The organism is Serratia sp. B501, assembly GCF_051172315.1.
GTDB classification, from domain to species: domain Bacteria; phylum Pseudomonadota; class Gammaproteobacteria; order Enterobacterales; family Enterobacteriaceae; genus Serratia; species Serratia ureilytica.
In genome coordinates this window covers 455,607-473,056 of sequence record NZ_JBPIZB010000001.1, presented here as the reverse complement: position 1 = coordinate 473,056, position 17,450 = coordinate 455,607, and the positions used below count along the sequence as shown (strand labels likewise).

Annotated in this window: 16 protein-coding genes and 3 tRNA genes; 10 read left to right on the top strand and 9 right to left on the bottom strand. The window is 59.1% G+C overall.

Going from position 1 to position 17,450, the window contains the following annotated elements; translation table 11 throughout:
- Positions 1-57: 57 nt before the first annotated feature.
- The gene (gene purR, locus ACSBQV_RS02500) at positions 58-1,083 is read left to right on the top strand and encodes an HTH-type transcriptional repressor PurR (RefSeq protein ID WP_004931336.1); all 1,026 of its coding nucleotides are present in this window, start codon (positions 58-60) and stop codon (positions 1,081-1,083) included.
- Here the strand turns inward: purR and punR are convergent.
- Positions 1,071-2,027 (bottom strand): DNA-binding transcriptional activator PunR, encoded by a 957-nt coding sequence (gene punR / locus ACSBQV_RS02495; RefSeq protein WP_099782869.1) that lies wholly within the window; start codon positions 2,025-2,027, stop codon positions 1,071-1,073. The two genes, purR and punR, sit on opposite strands and share 13 nt — an antisense overlap.
- 123 nt (positions 2,028-2,150) lie before the next feature.
- Here punR and punC point away from each other — a divergent pair, with 123 nt between their 5' ends.
- Both punC and cfa read left to right on the top strand, forming a co-directional pair.
- Positions 2,151-3,362 (top strand): purine nucleoside transporter PunC, encoded by a 1,212-nt coding sequence (punC, locus tag ACSBQV_RS02490; protein WP_099782867.1) that lies wholly within the window; start codon positions 2,151-2,153, stop codon positions 3,360-3,362.
- 344 nt (positions 3,363-3,706) lie between these two features.
- The gene (cfa, locus tag ACSBQV_RS02485) at positions 3,707-4,858 is read left to right on the top strand and encodes a cyclopropane fatty acyl phospholipid synthase (RefSeq protein WP_033642914.1); all 1,152 of its coding nucleotides are present in this window, start codon (positions 3,707-3,709) and stop codon (positions 4,856-4,858) included.
- Between the two features lie 72 nt (positions 4,859-4,930).
- Here the strand turns inward: cfa and ACSBQV_RS02480 are convergent, their stop codons facing one another.
- The gene (locus ACSBQV_RS02480; RefSeq protein ID WP_033642913.1) at positions 4,931-5,224 is read right to left on the bottom strand and encodes an I78 family peptidase inhibitor; all 294 of its coding nucleotides are present in this window, start codon (positions 5,222-5,224) and stop codon (positions 4,931-4,933) included.
- A 54-nt stretch (positions 5,225-5,278) separates the two neighbouring features.
- Complete coding sequence (locus tag ACSBQV_RS02475; RefSeq protein ID WP_033642912.1) at positions 5,279-5,929, bottom strand: riboflavin synthase; 651 nt, start codon at positions 5,927-5,929, stop codon at positions 5,279-5,281.
- Between the two features lie 239 nt (positions 5,930-6,168).
- Here ACSBQV_RS02475 and ACSBQV_RS02470 point away from each other — a divergent pair, with 239 nt between their 5' ends.
- From ACSBQV_RS02470 to ACSBQV_RS02440, 7 genes are all read left to right on the top strand, one after another.
- Entirely contained in the window at positions 6,169-7,545 is a 1,377-nt protein-coding gene (locus tag ACSBQV_RS02470; RefSeq protein WP_033652604.1) for an MATE family efflux transporter, read from the top strand.
- A gap of 181 nt (positions 7,546-7,726) precedes the next feature.
- Positions 7,727-7,803: transfer RNA gene (locus tag ACSBQV_RS02465), tRNA-Val, on the top strand.
- A 20-nt stretch (positions 7,804-7,823) separates the two neighbouring features.
- A tRNA-Val gene (locus ACSBQV_RS02460) sits at positions 7,824-7,900 on the top strand.
- A gap of 20 nt (positions 7,901-7,920) precedes the next feature.
- Positions 7,921-7,997 (top strand) — tRNA-Val (locus ACSBQV_RS02455).
- Between the two features lie 121 nt (positions 7,998-8,118).
- A complete protein-coding gene (locus ACSBQV_RS02450) occupies positions 8,119-8,424 on the top strand; it encodes a cupin (protein ID WP_099782863.1) in 306 nt (101 codons plus the stop codon).
- Between the two features lie 393 nt (positions 8,425-8,817).
- A complete protein-coding gene (pykF, locus tag ACSBQV_RS02445; RefSeq protein ID WP_033642909.1) occupies positions 8,818-10,230 on the top strand; it encodes a pyruvate kinase PykF in 1,413 nt (470 codons plus the stop codon).
- A gap of 308 nt (positions 10,231-10,538) precedes the next feature.
- Positions 10,539-10,775, top strand: coding sequence for a major outer membrane lipoprotein (locus tag ACSBQV_RS02440; protein WP_004931354.1), 237 nt, complete (start codon positions 10,539-10,541; stop codon positions 10,773-10,775).
- Between the two features lie 140 nt (positions 10,776-10,915).
- On the opposite strand, the gene ACSBQV_RS02435 is transcribed toward ACSBQV_RS02440, so the two are convergent.
- From ACSBQV_RS02435 to sufB, 6 genes are all read right to left on the bottom strand, one after another.
- Entirely contained in the window at positions 10,916-11,929 is a 1,014-nt protein-coding gene (locus ACSBQV_RS02435; RefSeq protein WP_033652724.1) for a L,D-transpeptidase family protein, read from the bottom strand.
- Between the two features lie 298 nt (positions 11,930-12,227).
- Positions 12,228-12,644, bottom strand: a complete 417-nt coding sequence (sufE, locus tag ACSBQV_RS02430; protein WP_047026200.1) for a cysteine desulfuration protein SufE — start codon at positions 12,642-12,644, stop codon at positions 12,228-12,230.
- A 35-nt stretch (positions 12,645-12,679) separates the two neighbouring features.
- Positions 12,680-13,906, bottom strand: a complete 1,227-nt coding sequence (sufS, locus tag ACSBQV_RS02425) for a cysteine desulfurase SufS (protein ID WP_099782861.1) — start codon at positions 13,904-13,906, stop codon at positions 12,680-12,682.
- The gene (sufD, locus tag ACSBQV_RS02420; protein WP_099782859.1) at positions 13,903-15,189 is read right to left on the bottom strand and encodes a Fe-S cluster assembly protein SufD; all 1,287 of its coding nucleotides are present in this window, start codon (positions 15,187-15,189) and stop codon (positions 13,903-13,905) included. Before sufD ends, sufS begins: the two co-directional genes overlap by 4 nt.
- Positions 15,164-15,910 carry a Fe-S cluster assembly ATPase SufC gene (gene sufC / locus ACSBQV_RS02415; protein ID WP_016927936.1) on the bottom strand — a complete coding sequence of 249 codons (747 nt, stop codon included), beginning with the start codon at positions 15,908-15,910 and terminating at the stop codon, positions 15,164-15,166. Before sufC ends, sufD begins: the two co-directional genes overlap by 26 nt.
- Before the next feature lie 43 nt (positions 15,911-15,953).
- The gene (gene sufB / locus ACSBQV_RS02410) at positions 15,954-17,450 is read right to left on the bottom strand and encodes a Fe-S cluster assembly protein SufB (protein WP_004931367.1); all 1,497 of its coding nucleotides are present in this window, start codon (positions 17,448-17,450) and stop codon (positions 15,954-15,956) included.

Genomic DNA, 17,450 nt, shown 5'->3' with positions numbered 1-17,450 from the left:
ACGATTAACATCACACTTACATGCTGTAAACATGTGAGTTCAGGAGTCATTCCTTACATGGCAACGATTAAAGATGTGGCCAAACGCGCGGGCGTTTCCACCACCACCGTTTCGCACGTCATCAATAAGACTCGTTTCGTCGCCGAAGAGACCAAAGCGGCCGTGTGGGCCGCCATCAAAGAGCTGCACTACTCGCCGAGCGCCGTGGCGCGCAGCCTGAAAGTCAATCACACCAAGTCTATCGGTCTGCTGGCCACCTCGAGCGAAGCGCCCTACTTTGCCGAAGTGATCGAGGCGGTGGAAAACAGCTGCTACAGCAAAGGCTATACCCTGATCCTGTGCAACTCGCACAATAATCTGGACAAACAGCGCGCCTACCTGGCGATGCTGGCGCAAAAGCGCGTCGACGGCCTGCTGGTCATGTGTTCCGAATACCCGGATCAGCTGCTGGGCATGCTGGAAGACTACCGCAACATCCCGATGGTGGTAATGGACTGGGGCGCCGCGCGCGGCGACTTCACCGACACCATCATCGATAACGCGTTCGAGGGCGGCTATCTGGCCGGGCGTTATCTGATCGAACGCGGCCACCGCGATATCGGCGCTATCCCGGGCCAGCTGTCGCGCAACACCGGCGGCGGTCGGCATCAGGGGTTCATGAAGGCGCTGCAGGAAGCGCATATCGATATTCGCGAAGAGTGGATAGTCCAGGGTGACTTCGAGCCGGAGTCCGGTTACAAGGCGATGCATCAAATTCTGTCGCAGAAACAGCGACCGACCGCGGTATTCTGCGGCGGCGACATCATGGCGATGGGCGCCATCTGCGCCGCCGACGAACTGGGGCTGCGGGTGCCGCAGGATATTTCCGTGATCGGCTACGACAACGTGCGCAACGCCCGCTACTTCACCCCGGCGCTGACCACCATTCATCAGCCGAAAGAACGTCTGGGCGAAATGGCCTTCACCATGCTGCTGGATCGCATCATCAGCAAGCGCGAAGAATCGCAGGTGATCGAAGTGCATCCGAAGCTGGTCGAACGCCGTTCGGTCGCCGACGGTCCGTTCATCGACTACCGCCGCTGATCCTCCTCCCTACCGGAAGCCGGCACGGCTTCCGGTGCCGCCTCACTCAGCCACTCCTGATTCAGCGTCTCGCCATCGCCCAAATACGCCAGCAGCCAGCTCATCGCCGGTGACGGTTTATCCTGTTGCCAGGTCAGGCAGCAGGGGCTGGCGGGAAACGGCTGCTGCAACTGCAACGCCTTCAGCTCACCGCGCTGCACCCGCGGCAGCGCCAGATGCGCCGGCATCATGCCGACGCACAATCCGGCGCACAAACAGTCGAGCGCCGAAGTCCAGTCCGGCACCACCAGCCGCCGCTGGTTATCCAGCGTCCAGGTGACGCGCTTGGGCAGATTGCGCGAGGTGTCTTCCAGACAAAGCGCAGGGTACGGCCTCAACCGATCGTCATTCAACGGCCCTGCCAGCTGCGCCAGCGGATGCTGTGGGCTGACTACGCACAGCCAGTTCATATCCCCCATGTCGCGGAAAGCGAAGCCGCCGCCGACCGGCACCGCGCGGGTGGCGCCGATCGCCATGTCCACCCTGCCGTCCACCAACGCATCCCACACGCCGTTAAACACCTCGGGTTGCAGCATCAACTCGACGTCGGGGAAATGACGGTAGAAATCCAGCACCAGCTGGCGGCTGCGCTGCGGTTTGACGATGATGTCCACCGCGATATTCAGCTGACCGCGCCAACCGTTGGCCACCTGTTGACAGTGGCGGCGGGTGTCTAGCATTTTTTTGATAACAGCTCGCGCATCCTTGATAAACAGCGCGCCGGCCGGCGTCAGTTCCACATCTCGGTGACGCCGCTCAAACAGCGACACCGCCAGCCATTGCTCCAGCTGCCGCACGGTATAACTTACCGCCGACGGCACCCGGTGCAGCTCCTGCGCCGCCGCACTGAAACTGCCGGTGCGCGCCACCGCATCAACGACCTCGAGAGAATATTCAGACCACATCGCTTTGCCTTCAATTTTTTTAACAGCACTTTGCAAATATTACCGTTTCACAAGCAGAGATCCAGCCGGATACACTGGCCGGCGCTAAAAACCTGCGACACTAAAATATTAACGAGAAATACCATGCGAAATTCCTTTGGTTTTATGTTCTACCTCGCCGGCCTGAGCATGCTGGGTTATCTGGCGACCGATATGTACCTGCCCGCCTTCGGCGCCATGCGGGAGGAACTGCAAATTTCCGCCGGCGCGGTCAGCGCCAGCCTGAGCATCTTTTTGGCCGGCTTCGCCTTCGCGCAGCTGCTGTGGGGGCCGCTCTCCGACCGTCTGGGGCGCAAACCGGTATTGTTGATTGGCCTGACGCTGTTCGCGCTCGGCTGCCTGGGCATGCTGTGGGTGGAAAATGCCGCGCAGCTCTGGATACTGCGCTTTATTCAGGCCGTAGGCGTCTGTTCCGCCGCCGCCATCTGGCAAGCGCTGGTGGTCGACCGCTATCGTGAAGGCCAGGCCAACCGCGTATTCGCCACCATCATGCCGCTGGTGGCGCTATCGCCGGCGCTGGCACCGCTGCTGGGCGCCTGGCTGCTGAACCACGCCAGCTGGCGCGCGATCTTCGCCGTGCTGCTGGCCATCACCGCCTTGTTGCTGTTGCCGACGCTGCTGCTCAAAGAGAACGCCAGGCCAAAACCCGCCGTCGACGCGCCAAAAAGCAGCGTCAGTTTTTGGCAATTATTGAAATCCCCGGTATTCAGCGGCAATGTCGCCATGTACGCCGCCTGTTCGGCCGGTTTCTTCGCCTGGCTGACCGGCTCGCCGTTTATCCTCGGTGATATGGGCTACGGCCCGAGCGACATCGGCCTGAGCTATGTGCCGCAGACGCTGGCCTTCCTGCTGGGCGGTTACGGGTGCCGCGCCGCGCTCAAGCGCATCAATGGCAAAACCCTGCTGCCGTGGCTGCTGGTAGCTTATGCTGTCAGCATGGTGGCCCTGTATCTGGTGGCGACCCTGACCAATCCGACGCTCACCACGCTCCTGATCCCGTTCTGCGTGATGGCGCTGGTCAACGGCGCCGGCTATCCGATCATGGTGGCCAACGCGCTGATGCCGTTCCCGGACAGCAGCGGCAAAGCCGCCGCGCTGCAAAATACGCTGCAGCTGGGGCTGTGTTTCGTGGCGAGCATGCTGGTATCGACGTTTATTGAGCAGCCGCTGTTGGCGACGGTGACGGTGATGGTGTCCACGGTGATACTGGCCGCGCTGGGGTATTTCCTGCAGCGAGGAAAAGCGGCCAAGGCGCCGCAAGAAACGGCGCGCGAACATGCTAACTCAGCGTCATAATTGCCAAGCTAAATAATCACTTAAAGAATATGCGTGCCGAGTGCGATTTACAGTTGAGTCAATGCCTCGGCGCGCCTATACTCAAAAACAACCTTGTAAAGTAACACCTTATAATCTCTATATCTCAATTAGCTGTTGTGTACGCGTCTTGCGTCACACTCTTTTTTTGAAGACGCGTTTATCCTGCGCCGTTTGCGTCGGGTCGCTTCTTTAAATTTCCTCTGTTCATAGTCGGATATCAGACGCCGCGGGCTTATTTCCCGTCGGTATACGTATGCACCCGCAGAAATTGTCTAAGCTGTTTCCTAACGGGTCATCAGTCAGAAGAAGGTGATGGAGAAGCTATGAGTTCATCGTGTATAGAAGATCTGAGCATCCAGGATAACCAGTGGTACCGTATCGCGCACGAAATGCTCGGTCTGGCCGGTATCGAAATTAACGGATCGCGCCCTTTCGATATTCAGGTTAAAAACCCCGAATTCTTTAAACGCGTTTTGCAGCAAGGCTCCCTGGGTCTCGGCGAGAGCTATATGGATGGTTGGTGGGAATGCGAGCGGCTGGATATATTCTTCCAACGCGTGGTCAGCGCCGGGCTGGAGAAGAAGCTCCCCCACCACCTGAAAGATACCCTGCGTATCGCCGCGGCGCGCCTGACCAATCTGCAATCGAAAAAGCGCGCCTGGATCGTCGGCAAAGAGCATTACGATCTTGGCAACGATCTGTTTACGCTGATGCTCGATCCTTACATGCAGTACTCCTGCGGCTACTGGAAAGACGCCGCCACGCTGGAGGAAGCGCAAGAAGCGAAACTGCGGATGATCTGCGAAAAACTGCAGCTGCAGCCGGGCATGCGCTTGCTGGACATCGGCTGCGGCTGGGGCGGCCTCTCTGCCTACGCGGCGAAAAATTACGGCGTGTCGGTGGTCGGCGTGACCATTTCCGCCGAGCAGCAGAAGCTGGCTCAGGCACGCTGCGCCGGGCTGGACGTGCAGATCCTGCTGCAGGACTATCGCGATCTGCATCAGCAGTTCGATCGCATCGTCTCGGTCGGCATGTTCGAGCACGTCGGGCCAAAAAACTATCGCACCTATTTCAACGTGGTAGAGCGCAATCTGGCGCCGCACGGCCTGTTCCTGCTGCACACCATCGGTTCCAACAAGACCGACATGAACGTCGATCCGTGGATCAACAAATATATCTTCCCGAACGGCTGCCTGCCCTCGGTGAGGCATATCGCCGAGGCCAGCGAAGGCCATTTCGTGATGGAAGACTGGCACAACATCGGCGCCGACTACGATCGCACGCTGATGGCCTGGTTCGAGCGCTTCAAACAGGCGTGGCCGCAGCTTGCTCCACGTTATTCCGAGCGCTTCGAGCGGATGTTCAGCTATTACCTGAACGCCTGCGCCGGCGCGTTTCGGGCGCGCGACCTGCAGCTGTGGCAGGTGGTGTTCAGCCCGAAAGGCGTTGAAGGCGGCATCCGCGTCGCACGCTGAACGCTCCCCTAATAAAAAAAGCCCCGGCAACCTCATCGCCGGGGCTTTTTTTGCTCTTTCGAACCAGGCGGCTTAGCCGCAGTAAACGCGGATGATTTTATCGTTGCTATCGCCGAGGAAGTTCAGACGGCGCAGGTTGAAATCCATGGTGACGGCAGAGTTGTACGGAATGGCGCGCACCTTGGATTCGATCCGCACGCCTTCCAGCGACGTCATCGGCTTGCCGACGTAGTTTTGATACTGCGAAGCGCCGCAGGTATCGTCCGCATCGGCCACTTGCGCGCCGCCGCCCTGCTCAGGTGAACTGCTGCAGGCGCTCAGCGCCAGCAACGCGGTTAACAACAACGTTTTCCCATAAAACTTCACGCGTTTCTCCTCTCTGCTTATGATTCGACTCCGGCGGCAACGCCCGAATCGCTGTCAGTCTTTGTGCGCCGGCGCCACCGCCGCCGCCAGCGTCGCTTCCCGATTGGCCAGCACGCGTTCGACGGTGTCCACTACCGCCTGCGTCTGCGGATCGATCTCGATGTTCACCTTATCGCCCAGGCGTTTTTTACCCAGCGTAGTGCGCTCCAGGGTTTCCGGGATCAGATGCACGCAGAAACGGTTATTCACCACTTCGCCGATGGTCAGGCTAATGCCGTCGATGCCGATGAAACCTTTGTGCAGCACATATTTCATCAATTCCGCATTCGGCATGCGCAGCCATACCTGACGGTTATTTTCCGAGGTATAAATTTTGGCCACTTCCGCCGTGCAGATAATATGGCCGGACATCAAATGACCGCCAATTTCATCATTGAATTTCGCCGCGCGCTCGATATTGACGATGTCGCCCAACGCCAGATCGCCGAGGTTGGTCAGGCGCAACGTTTCCTTGATCAAATCGAAGCTGACGCGGTTGCCTTCCACCGCGGTGACGGTCAGGCAGCAGCCGTTATGGGCCACCGACGCGCCCAGCTCCAGCCCCGGCAGCAGTTCTGCAGGCATCTCGATCACATGGGTGCGGAAATTGGGTTTCTCATCAATGGCGACCAGCGGCGCGGTGCCTTGTACGATACCGGTGAACATATGTGCCTCTTCTTACTCAATAGATTAAAACGCTTCCGGCAGTTTGCCCCAGTTGGCGCTGAAAACCAAATCCGCGACGGCAAAAAACGCGTCCCTGCGCATTTAATAACTATTTATCTGCGGCGTTTGCTTAACGACGCCGAGCAGGTACAATATTTTTGTACAAAATTCCGCTATTTTAATTGTTGTCCTCTCGCGGCAGCCCTCCCTCCCACATATATAAATAGAAAGGTGTATGCGTGCAGAAGTACTTAATTGAAGCGCGTAGTTTATTGGCTCTCGCTATCCCGGTGATCATCGCGCAAATCTCGCAAACCGCCATGGGCGTGGTGGATACCATCATGGCCGGCGCTTACAGCGCCACCGATATGGCGGCGGTTGCGGTCGGCACCTCTATCTGGCTGCCGGCCATCCTGTTCGGCCACGGCCTGCTGCTGGCGCTGACCCCGGTGATCGCCCAGTTAAACGGCGCCGGCCGTCGCGATCGCATCGCCCATCAGGTGCGTCAGGGCTTCTGGCTGGCCTCCGGCGTTTCCGTACTGTTGATCGTCGTGCTGTATAACTGCAAATTCGTCATCGACATGATGCACAACATCGATCCGCAGCTGGCGGATAAAGCCGTCGGTTATCTGCACGCCATCATGTGGGGCGCGCCGGGCTATCTGTTCTTCCAGGTGATGCGCAACCAGTGCGAAGGACTGTCCAAAACCAAGCCCGGCATGGTGATCGGCTTCCTCGGCCTGCTGGTGAATATCCCGATCAACTACATCTTCATCTACGGCAAGTTCGGCATGCCGGAGCTGGGCGGCGTGGGCTGCGGCGTCGCGACCGGCAGCGTCTACTGGATCATGTTCCTGATGATGCGCTGGTACGTGAAGCGCGCGCCGTCGCAGCGCGACATCAAGCGCCAGGCAGGCGATCTCGGCGGCCCGGACTGGGCGGCGCTGAAGCGCCTGATCGGCATCGGCATGCCGGTGGCGCTGGCGCTGTTCTTCGAAGTCACCCTGTTCGCCGTGGTGGCACTGCTGGTGTCGCCGCTCGGGATCGTCGCGGTCGCCGGCCACCAGATCGCGCTTAACTTCAGCGCACTGATGTTCGTGTTGCCGCTGTCGCTGGGCGTCGGCGCCACCATTCGCGTCGGTTATCGTCTGGGAGAAGGGTCGGTAGAAGGCGCGCGCGTCGCCGCATACTCCGCCATCGGCGTGGGCATCACCATGGCCGTCTGCACTGCGCTGTTTACCGCCACCTTCCGCGAACCGATCGCCCTGCTGTACAACGACAGCCCGGCGGTGGTGGCGATGGCCTCGCAGCTGATGCTGCTGGCGGCGCTGTATCAAATCTCGGATTCAATCCAGGTGATCGGCAGCGGCGTGCTGCGCGGTTATAAAGATACTCGCGCGATCTTCTTCATTACCTTCATCGCTTACTGGGTGTTGGGCCTGCCGAGCGGCTATCTGCTGGCGCTGACCGATGCGGTGGTGCCGGCGATGGGGCCGAGCGGTTTCTGGATCGGCTTTATCATCGGCCTGACCTTCGCCGCCATCATGATGGCGCTGCGCATGCGCTGGCTGCAGAAACAGCCGACCACCGTCATCCTGCAGCGTTCTACCCGCTGAGTCCGTTCCCGGCCGGTTTTCTCCCCGGCCGGGCAGCGGGTTGCGGAAAAAAACGCCTGTCTGCGCACAACCTCAGCAATCGCGTGAAATACCGAATAAAATTGCGTTTTTCCCCTTGCCAGCACGCGGGTAGCTCGTTAATATTCGTCCCCGCTGTCAGCCATGACAGACAGGAAAAGATGCGTCCGTAGCTCAGTTGGTTAGAGCACCACCTTGACATGGTGGGGGTCGGTGGTTCGAGTCCACTCGGACGCACCATATTCCAGAAGCAGTACAGTGCGTCCGTAGCTCAGTTGGTTAGAGCACCACCTTGACATGGTGGGGGTCGGTGGTTCGAGTCCACTCGGACGCACCAAATTTCAGAAGCAGTGCAGTGCGTCCGTAGCTCAGTTGGTTAGAGCACCACCTTGACATGGTGGGGGTCGGTGGTTCGAGTCCACTCGGACGCACCATATTGCTGATTCACCTCTCCCCCTATCGCGTTATAATTCTCGCTGTTTCGTCTCTGCCCGACCGCTCGATTTTTCATGTCGATTGCGCCGAACTACCGCCATCAGCCATCAGGAACGCCACATGACCACCTTCACCGCCAACACCCCCTTTTTACCGCTCGACAATGGCCTTGCCCGTCGTGAAGGCGTGATGAGCGACGGTTCGCCGGCAGCGGAAGTGCGTTTCGAGACCGGGGCCTTCGGCCAGCTGCAAAAGCCCGCGCACGCGCTGCAAACCCGGGTGATATCGGGTGAATTCGAGTTCACCCTCGGCGGCGACACGCGGATAGTGCGGGCCGGCGAGAGCCTGACCCTGCCGGCCAACGTCGCCAGCGGCTGCTTCTGCCTGAGCGCCGGTGTGCTGCTGGAAATCCCGCAAACGCGCTAAGCCGCATTTACAGCAAGGTTATTTGCGCAACAAGCCGTACGCAACGCGTTGCATTTGCGCCACATTTGCCCCCGTTTTGACATATCCGCCGCACCGCCGCGGTTTTTTATTTTGTTTCCCGCCGCTTAGCCTTTATAATGCGCAACGTCTATCAGTTGAATGGTTTCAGCCCTTGATCTGCGAAAACGCAATAACAACACGATTTAATCTCACCCCGTTGCGCAGCATCCCCGCGCCCCCGCGCGGGCTGAATTTTTCCGCCCCACATCAACTGTCGTCACCTATCCTTAACTATGTTTTTCACCACCAGGCACGGCTCAAATTCCCTATCGGCGTAAACAACGCCGGTCAAATTCGTTTTTTTATCCATCACAACTTGTAGAAAACTCCGCCATGAAAAAGACCAAAATTGTTTGTACCATCGGTCCAAAAACCGAATCGGAAGAAATGCTGACCAACCTGCTCAATGCGGGCATGAACGTGATGCGTCTCAACTTCTCTCACGGCGACTATGAAGAGCACGGCAACCGCATCAAAAACATGCGCGCCGTGATGGCGAAAACCGGTATCAACGCCGGCATCCTGCTGGATACCAAAGGCCCGGAAATTCGCACCATGAAACTGGAAGGCGGCAAAGACGCCTCTCTGGTCGCCGGCCAAACCTTCACCTTCACCACCGACCAGAGCGTGATCGGCAACAGCGAACGCGTGGCGGTGACCTACGCCGGCTTCGCCGCCGACCTGAAGATCGGCAACACCGTGCTGGTTGACGACGGCCTGATCGGCATGGAAGTCACCAACGTGACCGAGAACGAAGTCGTTTGCAAGGTGCTGAACAACGGCGACCTGGGCGAGAACAAAGGCGTCAACCTGCCGGGCGTGTCCATCCAGCTGCCTGCGCTGGCCGAGAAAGACAAACGCGACCTGATCTTCGGCTGCGAGCAAGGCGTCGACTTCGTGGCGGCGTCCTTCATCCGTAAACGCTCCGACGTGCTGGAAATCCGCGAGCACCTGAAAGCGCACGGCGGCGAGCAGATCCAGATCATCTCCAAGATCGAGAACCAGGAAGGCCTGAACAACTTCGACGAAATTCTCGAAGCGTCCGACGGCATCATGGTTGCCCGCGGCGATCTGGGCGTTGAAATCCCGGTAGAAGAAGTGATCTTCGCCCAGAAGATGATGATCGAAAAATGCAACCGTGCGCGTAAAGTGGTGATCACCGCCACCCAGATGCTCGATTCCATGATCAAGAACCCGCGCCCTACCCGTGCGGAAGCCGGTGACGTCGCCAACGCCATTCTGGACGGCACCGACGCCGTCATGCTGTCCGGCGAAAGCGCCAAGGGCAAATACCCGCTGGAAGCGGTCAACATCATGGCGACCATCTGCGAACGCACCGATCGCGTGATGCCAAGCCGCATCGATACCCTGAACGATCGCCGCAAGCTGCGCATCACCGAAGCGGTATGCCGCGGCGCGGTTGAAACCGCCGAAAAACTGGACGCGCCGCTGATCGTCGTCGCCACCAGCGGCGGCAAGTCAGCGAAATCCGTGCGTAAATACTTCCCGAACGCCGTGATCCTGGCGCTGACCACCAACCAGACCACCGCGCATCAGCTGGTGCTGAGCAAGGGCGTTATCCCGCAGATGGTCAAAGAAATCGCCTCCACCGATGACTTCTACCGCATTGGTAAAGAAGCCGCGCTGGCCAGCGGCCTGGCGCAAAAAGGCGACGTCGTGGTGATGGTTTCCGGCGCGCTGGTGCCGAGCGGCACCACCAACACCGCCTCGGTACACGTGCTGTAATATAAAACGTGACATAATTATCTTGATCAAAACGCCGCTTTGCGGCGTTTTTTTTATCGGCAGTAAACTATTTTTCTCAAAACGCAACCGCGATCTGCTCATTATTTAGCTAATAACAAATCGGAGTAGTCCCATGGAAGCCGGCTGTTTTCCCTCGTTTTTTTAACTAATTTGTAAAACCAGATGCAAGTTTGAGCGAACGATCAAAATAAAGCACCTCAACACTAAAAAATTATTCTCTTTCGAAAAAAGTTTGTGTAATACTTGTAACGCTACATGGAGATTAACTCAATCTAGAGGGTGTTATAATGAATCGTACTAAACTGGTACTGGGCGCGGTAATCCTGGGTTCCACTCTGCTGGCTGGCTGCTCTAGCAACGCTAAAATCGATCAACTGTCTTCTGACGTTCAGACTCTGAACGCTAAAGTTGATCAGCTGAGCAACGACGTGAACGCAATGCGTTCTGACGTTCAAGCGGCTAAAGACGACGCAGCACGCGCTAACCAGCGTCTGGACAACCAAGCTCACGCTTACAAAAAGTAAGATAGCTTTGGTTATTGAAAACGGCGCACATTGTGCGCCGTTTTTTTTGTCTGTTTGTCGGCCTGGGCTTTCCAGCGCGACAGGCAAAAAAAAGAGGTTCAGCACGCTGAACCCCTCTTCGACCGCTCAATCCGGCAAACTTAGTTCACCGAGCTGATTGGCGCTGCCTTGAATGGGCTCTTATTCGCCGCAGGAGCCGCTGCAGGCGTTAAACTCACCTCAGACGGGCTCTCCCCTACGTTGACCAGCACCGGCATGCCAGAGCGGCGGACAACCGCGCTATCGAACACGGCGCGATCGGTTTGCCCATCGGCAGCAAAGGCTTTCTCCGCTTTAGACAACGCGATCGGCATGGTCTGCGGATCGTCGCTTTCCACCCGCGACAGCGGCTGGTGCACTTCCACATAGCGTTTGCCGTCCGGCTCGACCGAAATCTTCACCGGATCATTGATCACCTGCACCCGCGTACCGCGCGGCACCATGTTGAACAGCGCCTCGATATCCGTCGGACGCAGGCGAATACAGCCGGAGCTGACGCGCATGCCGATACCGAAGTTGGCGTTGGTACCGTGGATCAGGTATTCACCGCGCCCCATCGCCAGACGCAGGGCGAACAGCCCCATCGGGTTCTCAGGGCCGGCCGGCACCACCGCAGGCAGCGTCACGCCCTGGGATTGATAGCGCTTGCGGATGTTAGCTGTGGGCGTCCAGGTCGGGTTAGGGATCTTTTGGCTGATGGAAGTCACCTCCAGCGGCGTGTGCATCCCGGTCTGGCCGATACCGATCGGATAGACGATCACTTTATTCTCGCCTTTCGGATAGTAGTAAAGGCGCAGCTCGGCCAGGTTGACGATGATCCCTTCACGCTTGGTGTCAGGCAGCAGCATTTGGGTCGGAATGGTCAGCACCGTACCCGGCTTAGGCAGGAACGGATCGGTGCCGGGGTTGGCTTCCAGCATGCCCAGCAGGCCAATCTTGTAGTCGGCGGCGATCGCCTCCAGCGGACGGCCGTCGTTTGGCACGGTATAAGTGGTGTTTTCGCCGATCAGACGGCTGTCCGGCGGCGGCAGCGGGTATTCGGTCGCACTGGCGGCCTGCGTGCCGGCCAGTACGGTGGCGAAGACCATGCCCATTAAACTCAACGCACGTTTCATTATCATCCCTATATTTTTTATGACGGTTCGCCCCCAAGGCTAACGAGCGCCTGGCGGTGGGTAAATCAGACAATACCTGATTAATACTAGCAACGCTGGCATCAAAGGCAATAAGTTCTCTAAAAATCAACACGTTATAACGTAATCGTCGTCGCTGATTGTCAACGAAACGTCAATGGGTAAGCTGCTGAAATATCACTGAATTGGGGGATGAACCCTGGGGAAAACGGCGGATTGTAAAGACTCATTGACAAAGCGAATATATCAATGAGCCTTTAAAGAGCAGTGGCGTTAAGGATCAGGCCAACTGAGCGGCTTTACTGCGAATGGCGCGGATCATCGCCTCCAGCCCCTGTGAGCGCGAAGGCGTCAGATGTTGGCTGAGCGCCAGCTCGGTGAAAAACGGCCGCACGTCGAGCTCGACGATTTGCTGTGGCGTTAATTGACGATAAAGAATAAACACCACCGCCAGCAGCCCTTTGACGATCGCCGCGTCGCTATCGCCATGGAATTCGACCTGCCCTTGCTCATCGCGGCGCATCACGATCCACACCTGGCTCTGGCAGCCGGAAATCAGGTTCTCGGCCTGCCGCTCGGCCTCGTCCAGCGGCGGCAATTTGGCGCCGAGTTCAATCACGTACAGGTATTTCTCCTCCCAGTTCAAACAGCGGGAGAAATTACGCACCAATTTGTCTTTGTCCGGCAAATTCGCCATGGGGATCCTTTTGTACCGCCGAGGGCGCGCCCCGGCTAGCCTAACAGCTGATGAATGCGTTGCAGCCCGGCCACCAGCCGGTCCACCTCTTCGCGGGTATTATATAACGCCAGCGACGCGCGGCACATGCTCGGCACCTGATAAAACGCCATCAGCGGCATGGCGCAATGGTGGCCGGTGCGAATGGCGATGCCGTATTGATCGAGGAAGCTGCCGACGTCATAGGCATGGTGTTCCCCCAAATTGAAGGCGATCACCCCGGCCCGATGCGCCGGACCATAGATTTTCAGCGTCGGCACCTGCTTGAGCGCCTCAAGCGCGTAATGCATCAGCGACTGTTCATAATCGCGGATCGCATTCAGCCCCAGGGCTTCGACGTAATCGAACGCCGCGCCCAGCCCCATGATGCCGGCGGTATTCGGCGAACCGGCCTCGAAGCGCCAGGGCGGATCGGCGAAGGTGGTGCCCGCCGTCAGGCTGACCTGACGGATCATCGAACCGCCCCCTTCCCACGGCGGCATCTGCTGCAGGAGCGCCTGGCGCCCATACAGCATGCCGATGCCGGAAGGGCCATACAGCTTATGGCCGGAAAACACGTAAAAATCGCAGTCCAGCGCCTGAACATCGACTCGCTGGTGCATCACCGCCTGCGCGCCGTCCACCAGCACCGTCAGATCCGGCGCCAGGGCTCTGGCGCGGGCGATGATGTCGCGCACCGGGTTGACGGTGCCCAGCACGTTGGAGACCTCGGTCAGCGCCAGCAGTTTACAGGACGCGTCGATCAGTTCCGGCAACCGCGCCAGATCCAGCGTGCCGTCGGGCTGCAGCGGCCAAACCCGCAGCTGCAGACCGCGCTCCTGCGCCAGCATCTGCCAGGGCACGATGTTGGCGTGGTGCTCCATCTCGGTGATGAGAATCGCGTCGCCCGGCTGCAGCCGGTGGCGACCAAAACTGTTGGCCACCAGGTTGATGCCTTCGGTGGTGCCCTTGACGAACACCATCTCTTCCGCCGAGGCGGCGTTGATAAAGCGCGCCGCCTGTTCCCGCACCGCTTCCATCTGCTGAGTCGCCTCGGCGCTCAGGGTGTGGATGCCGCGATGCACCGCGGCATAGCCGTGGCGATAGAAATCCAGTTCGCGGTCGATCACCGTCTGCGGTTTCTGCGCGCTGGCGGCGCTGTCGAGGTAGGCCAGCGGTTGGCCGTTCACCTCGCGCGCCAGCAGCGGGAAGTCGCCGCGCACGCGTTCAATCGGATAACTCATGCAGCCTCCCCCGGCAGGCGCTGGGCGATGCGCGCCAGCACCCGTTCCCGGATGGTGTCGTTGGCGATGCCTTCGGTCAGCTCGGCGGCGAAGGCGAAGATAATCATCTGCTGCGCCGCGCGTTTGTCGATGCCGCGCGACTGCAGATAAAACAGCTGTTCTTCATCGATACGCCCCACGGTGGCGCCGTGGCTGCACTTGACGTCGTCAGCGTAGATCTCCAGCTGCGGCTTGGTATCCACTTCCGCCACTTTCCCCAACAACAGATTGTGGTTGGTCATCTGCCCGTCGGTTTTGATGGCGTGTTTGGCCACTTTGATCATGCCGTTGAACACCGCTTTGCCGCGATCGCTGACCACGGTTTTATGCAGCTGGCGGCTTTCGCAGTAGCCCTTATTGTGTTCCAGATAGGTGCGGGTATCGCAGATCTCCTTGCCCACCGGCAGCACCAGGCTGTTGATCACCAGGTTGGCGCCTTCGCCGTTCAGCTGCGCGCTGGTGTTGTGGCGCGTCAGGCCGGCGCCCAGCAGGAAGCTGTCGCTTTTCACCCGCGCGTCGCGGCCGATGACCAGATCGTTATGGGCAAAGTGGTAGCTCGGCCGGCTTTCAAACGCCAGCTTGCAGTGCAACAGCCCGGCGTTGTCCGCCACGTTGGCGGTCAGGCGCGCGCCGGTAAAGTGCGCGGCCTCGCCCAGGCTGACATAGTGTTCAATCACTTCCGCCTCGGCCCCGCGCCCAATCTCCAGATGATGACGATGATGCACGGTATTCACTTCCCCCGTCACGCCGCGGCCGCTGCTGATATGCAGCAGGTACAGCGGCCGTGTGGGGGCTTTGCCGGCCGGCAGACGGATCAGGCTGGTTTCCTGCGCCAGGCTTTCGGTCAGATGCAGGAAGACTTCGGGCTGAATGGGCTCCGGCAGCGCCTGCGGCGTGCCGTAGGCGGTCAGCTCGAACTGGTAGTCGCCCAGATCGCCATCGCTGAGCGCGGCACTGTAGCGGCCGTCGATAAACACCAGCCGGCAGGCGTCGATACCGAGCGCCAGCGCCTCAAGCTGCGCGGCGTTCACGGATGCGGGCTGCGGCTCAAGGAATTGCTGCTCCAGCAGCCCCTCGAGCGGCGTGTATTTCCAGTTCTCATGTTTGCGTGTCGGCCAGCCGAGGCGCAGCGCCTGCTGCCAATGCGCCAGCGCATGGGGCGAACGCTCGCCGCCGCGGCCTTCGAACAGACGATACAGCTGCTGCAACGCGTTGGCGTTACTGTTGGTCGGTAAGCCAGCCATAGCCTTGCTCCTCCAACTGTTTCACCAGCGAGAAATCGCCGGATTTGACGATGCGCCCCTGGGACAGCACGTGTACGTAATCCGGCTGGATGTAGTCCAAAATGCGCTGGTAGTGCGTGACGATGATAAAGGCGCGCTTGCCGTCCCGCAGCGAGTTGACACCGTTGGCGACGATTTTCAGCGCATCGATATCCAGACCGGAGTCGGTTTCATCGAGAATGCACAGATCCGGCTCCAGCGCCGCCATCTGCAGAATGTCGTTGCGCTTTTTCTCGCCGCCGGAGAAACCGACGTTGACCGAACGGGTCAGCAGATCGGCCGGCATATCCAGCAGTGCGATCTTCTCTTCGATGAAATCGGCGAAGTCAAAGCGATCCAGCGGCTCCTGTTCGCGGTATTTGCGCACCGCGTTGACCGACGTCTGCAGGAAGAAGTGGTTGCTGACGCCGGGGATCTCCACCGGGTACTGGAACGCCAGGAACACACCTTCGCCCGCGCGATCTTCCGGATCCAACTCCAGCAGATCTTTGCCCTTGAAGGTGACTTCCCCTTCGGTCACTTCGTATTCTTCACGCCCGGCCAGCGTGGCGGACAGCGTGCTCTTGCCCGAACCGTTCGGCCCCATGATGGCGTGCACTTCGCCCGGTTTGATCTCCAGATCCAATCCCTTGAGGATCTCGTTGCCTTCCACGCTGACTTTCAAATTCTTGATGCTTAACATGCTGTGTCCTCAGATAGCGCCGACGGCGCTAAAAATGCGGCGATTAGCCCACGCTGTGTTCCAGGCTGATGGCCAAAAGTTTCTGCGCCTCGACGGCGAACTCCAACGGCAGCTCGGAGAAAACGTCCTTGCAGAAACCGTTGACGATCATCGAAATGGCGTCATCCTCGCTGATGCCCCGCTGCAGGCAGTAGAACAGCTGGTCGTCGCCAATCTTCGAGGTGGTGGCTTCGTGCTCCAGCTGCGCGCTGTTGTTGCGCGCTTCAACGTAAGGGAACGTGTGGGCGCCGCTGTCCGGCCCGATCAGCATCGAGTCGCACTGGGTAAAGTTACGGGCGTTTTCCGCCCCCGGCAGGATTTTCACCAGGCCGCGATAGGTGTTCTCGCTGTGGCCGGCGGAAATGCCTTTGGCGATGATGGTCGACCTGGTGTTTTTGCCTATGTGAATCATCTTGGTGCCGGTGTCCGCCTGCTGATGGCCGCTGGTCAGCGCCACCGAGAAGAATTCGCCGATCGAATTGTCGCCCTGCAGGATCACGCTCGGGTATTTCCAGGTGATGGCCGAGCCGGTTTCCGACTGGGTCCAGGACATTTTCGACCCGGCGCCTTCGCACAGCGCGCGCTTGGTGACGAAGTTGAGGATGCCGCCCTTGCTCTCACCGCCGGAGAACCAGTTCTGCACCGTCGAGTATTTCACTTCGGCGTCTTTATGCAGGATCACTTCCACCACCGCCGCATGCAGCTGATAGCTGTCGCGCACCGGGGCGGAACAGCCCTCGATGTAGCTGACATAGCTGCCTTCGTCGGCGATCAGGATGGTGCGCTCGAACTGGCCGGTTTTGGCGGCGTTGATACGGAAATAGGTCGACAGCTCCATCGGACAGCGCACGCCCTTCGGCACGTAGACGAAGGTGCCGTCGGAGGCCACAGCGGCGTTCAGCGCGGCGAAGAAGTTATCGTTGGACGGCACCACGCGCCCCAGATACTGGCGCACCAGATCCGGGTATTCCTGGATCGCTTCGCCGAACGAGCAGAAGATCACCCCGCTCTCCGCCAGTTTTTCACGGTAAGTGGTGGCGACCGAAACCGAGTCGAAGATAGCGTCCACCGCCACCTCGCTGCCCTCGCGCACCGGCACGCCGAGCTGGTTAAACGCCAGCTCCACTTCGCTGGTCAGGTAATCTTTTTCCGTCGCCGCGCCCGGTTGCTGCTCGGCGCCGGGCTGCGAACCGCAGGCGTCGTCGCAGCTGCCGCAGGACGGCGCCGAATAGTAACTGTAGTCCTGGTAGTTAAGGCGTTCGTAATTGGCCTTCAGCCAGTGGGGCTCTTCCATCTGCAGCCAGGCGCGGTAGGCCTCGAGGCGGAATTCCAGCATCCACTCGGGTTCGTTGCGCTTGGCCGAGATGGCGCGCACCACCTCTTCGTTGATGCCCTTGGCCAACTCATCGGTTGCCAGCTGGGTGAAGAAACCTTCTTTGTAGCGACCTTCGCTGACCCAAGCCTGCACTTCATTAGGCATTTCTACATTGCTTCGTGTCAT

What these genes read in the sequence shown, in the direction of transcription:
- purR (WP_004931336.1), top strand. Translation starts at nt 58, where the DNA reads ATGGCAACGATTAAAGATGTGGCCAAACGCGCGGGCGTTTCCACCACC.
- punR (WP_099782869.1), bottom strand. Translation starts at nt 2,027, where the DNA reads ATGTGGTCTGAATATTCTCTCGAGGTCGTTGATGCGGTGGCGCGCACC.
- punC (WP_099782867.1), top strand. Translation starts at nt 2,151, where the DNA reads ATGCGAAATTCCTTTGGTTTTATGTTCTACCTCGCCGGCCTGAGCATG.
- cfa (WP_033642914.1), top strand. Translation starts at nt 3,707, where the DNA reads ATGAGTTCATCGTGTATAGAAGATCTGAGCATCCAGGATAACCAGTGG.
- ACSBQV_RS02475 (WP_033642912.1), bottom strand. Translation starts at nt 5,929, where the DNA reads ATGTTCACCGGTATCGTACAAGGCACCGCGCCGCTGGTCGCCATTGAT.
- ACSBQV_RS02450 (WP_099782863.1), top strand. Translation starts at nt 8,119, where the DNA reads ATGACCACCTTCACCGCCAACACCCCCTTTTTACCGCTCGACAATGGC.
- pykF (WP_033642909.1), top strand. Translation starts at nt 8,818, where the DNA reads ATGAAAAAGACCAAAATTGTTTGTACCATCGGTCCAAAAACCGAATCG.
- ACSBQV_RS02440 (WP_004931354.1), top strand. Translation starts at nt 10,539, where the DNA reads ATGAATCGTACTAAACTGGTACTGGGCGCGGTAATCCTGGGTTCCACT.
- ACSBQV_RS02435 (WP_033652724.1), bottom strand. Translation starts at nt 11,929, where the DNA reads ATGAAACGTGCGTTGAGTTTAATGGGCATGGTCTTCGCCACCGTACTG.
- sufE (WP_047026200.1), bottom strand. Translation starts at nt 12,644, where the DNA reads ATGGCGAATTTGCCGGACAAAGACAAATTGGTGCGTAATTTCTCCCGC.
- sufS (WP_099782861.1), bottom strand. Translation starts at nt 13,906, where the DNA reads ATGAGTTATCCGATTGAACGCGTGCGCGGCGACTTCCCGCTGCTGGCG.
- sufD (WP_099782859.1), bottom strand. Translation starts at nt 15,189, where the DNA reads ATGGCTGGCTTACCGACCAACAGTAACGCCAACGCGTTGCAGCAGCTG.
- sufC (WP_016927936.1), bottom strand. Translation starts at nt 15,910, where the DNA reads ATGTTAAGCATCAAGAATTTGAAAGTCAGCGTGGAAGGCAACGAGATC.
- sufB (WP_004931367.1), bottom strand. Translation starts at nt 17,450, where the DNA reads ATGACACGAAGCAATGTAGAAATGCCTAATGAAGTGCAGGCTTGGGTC.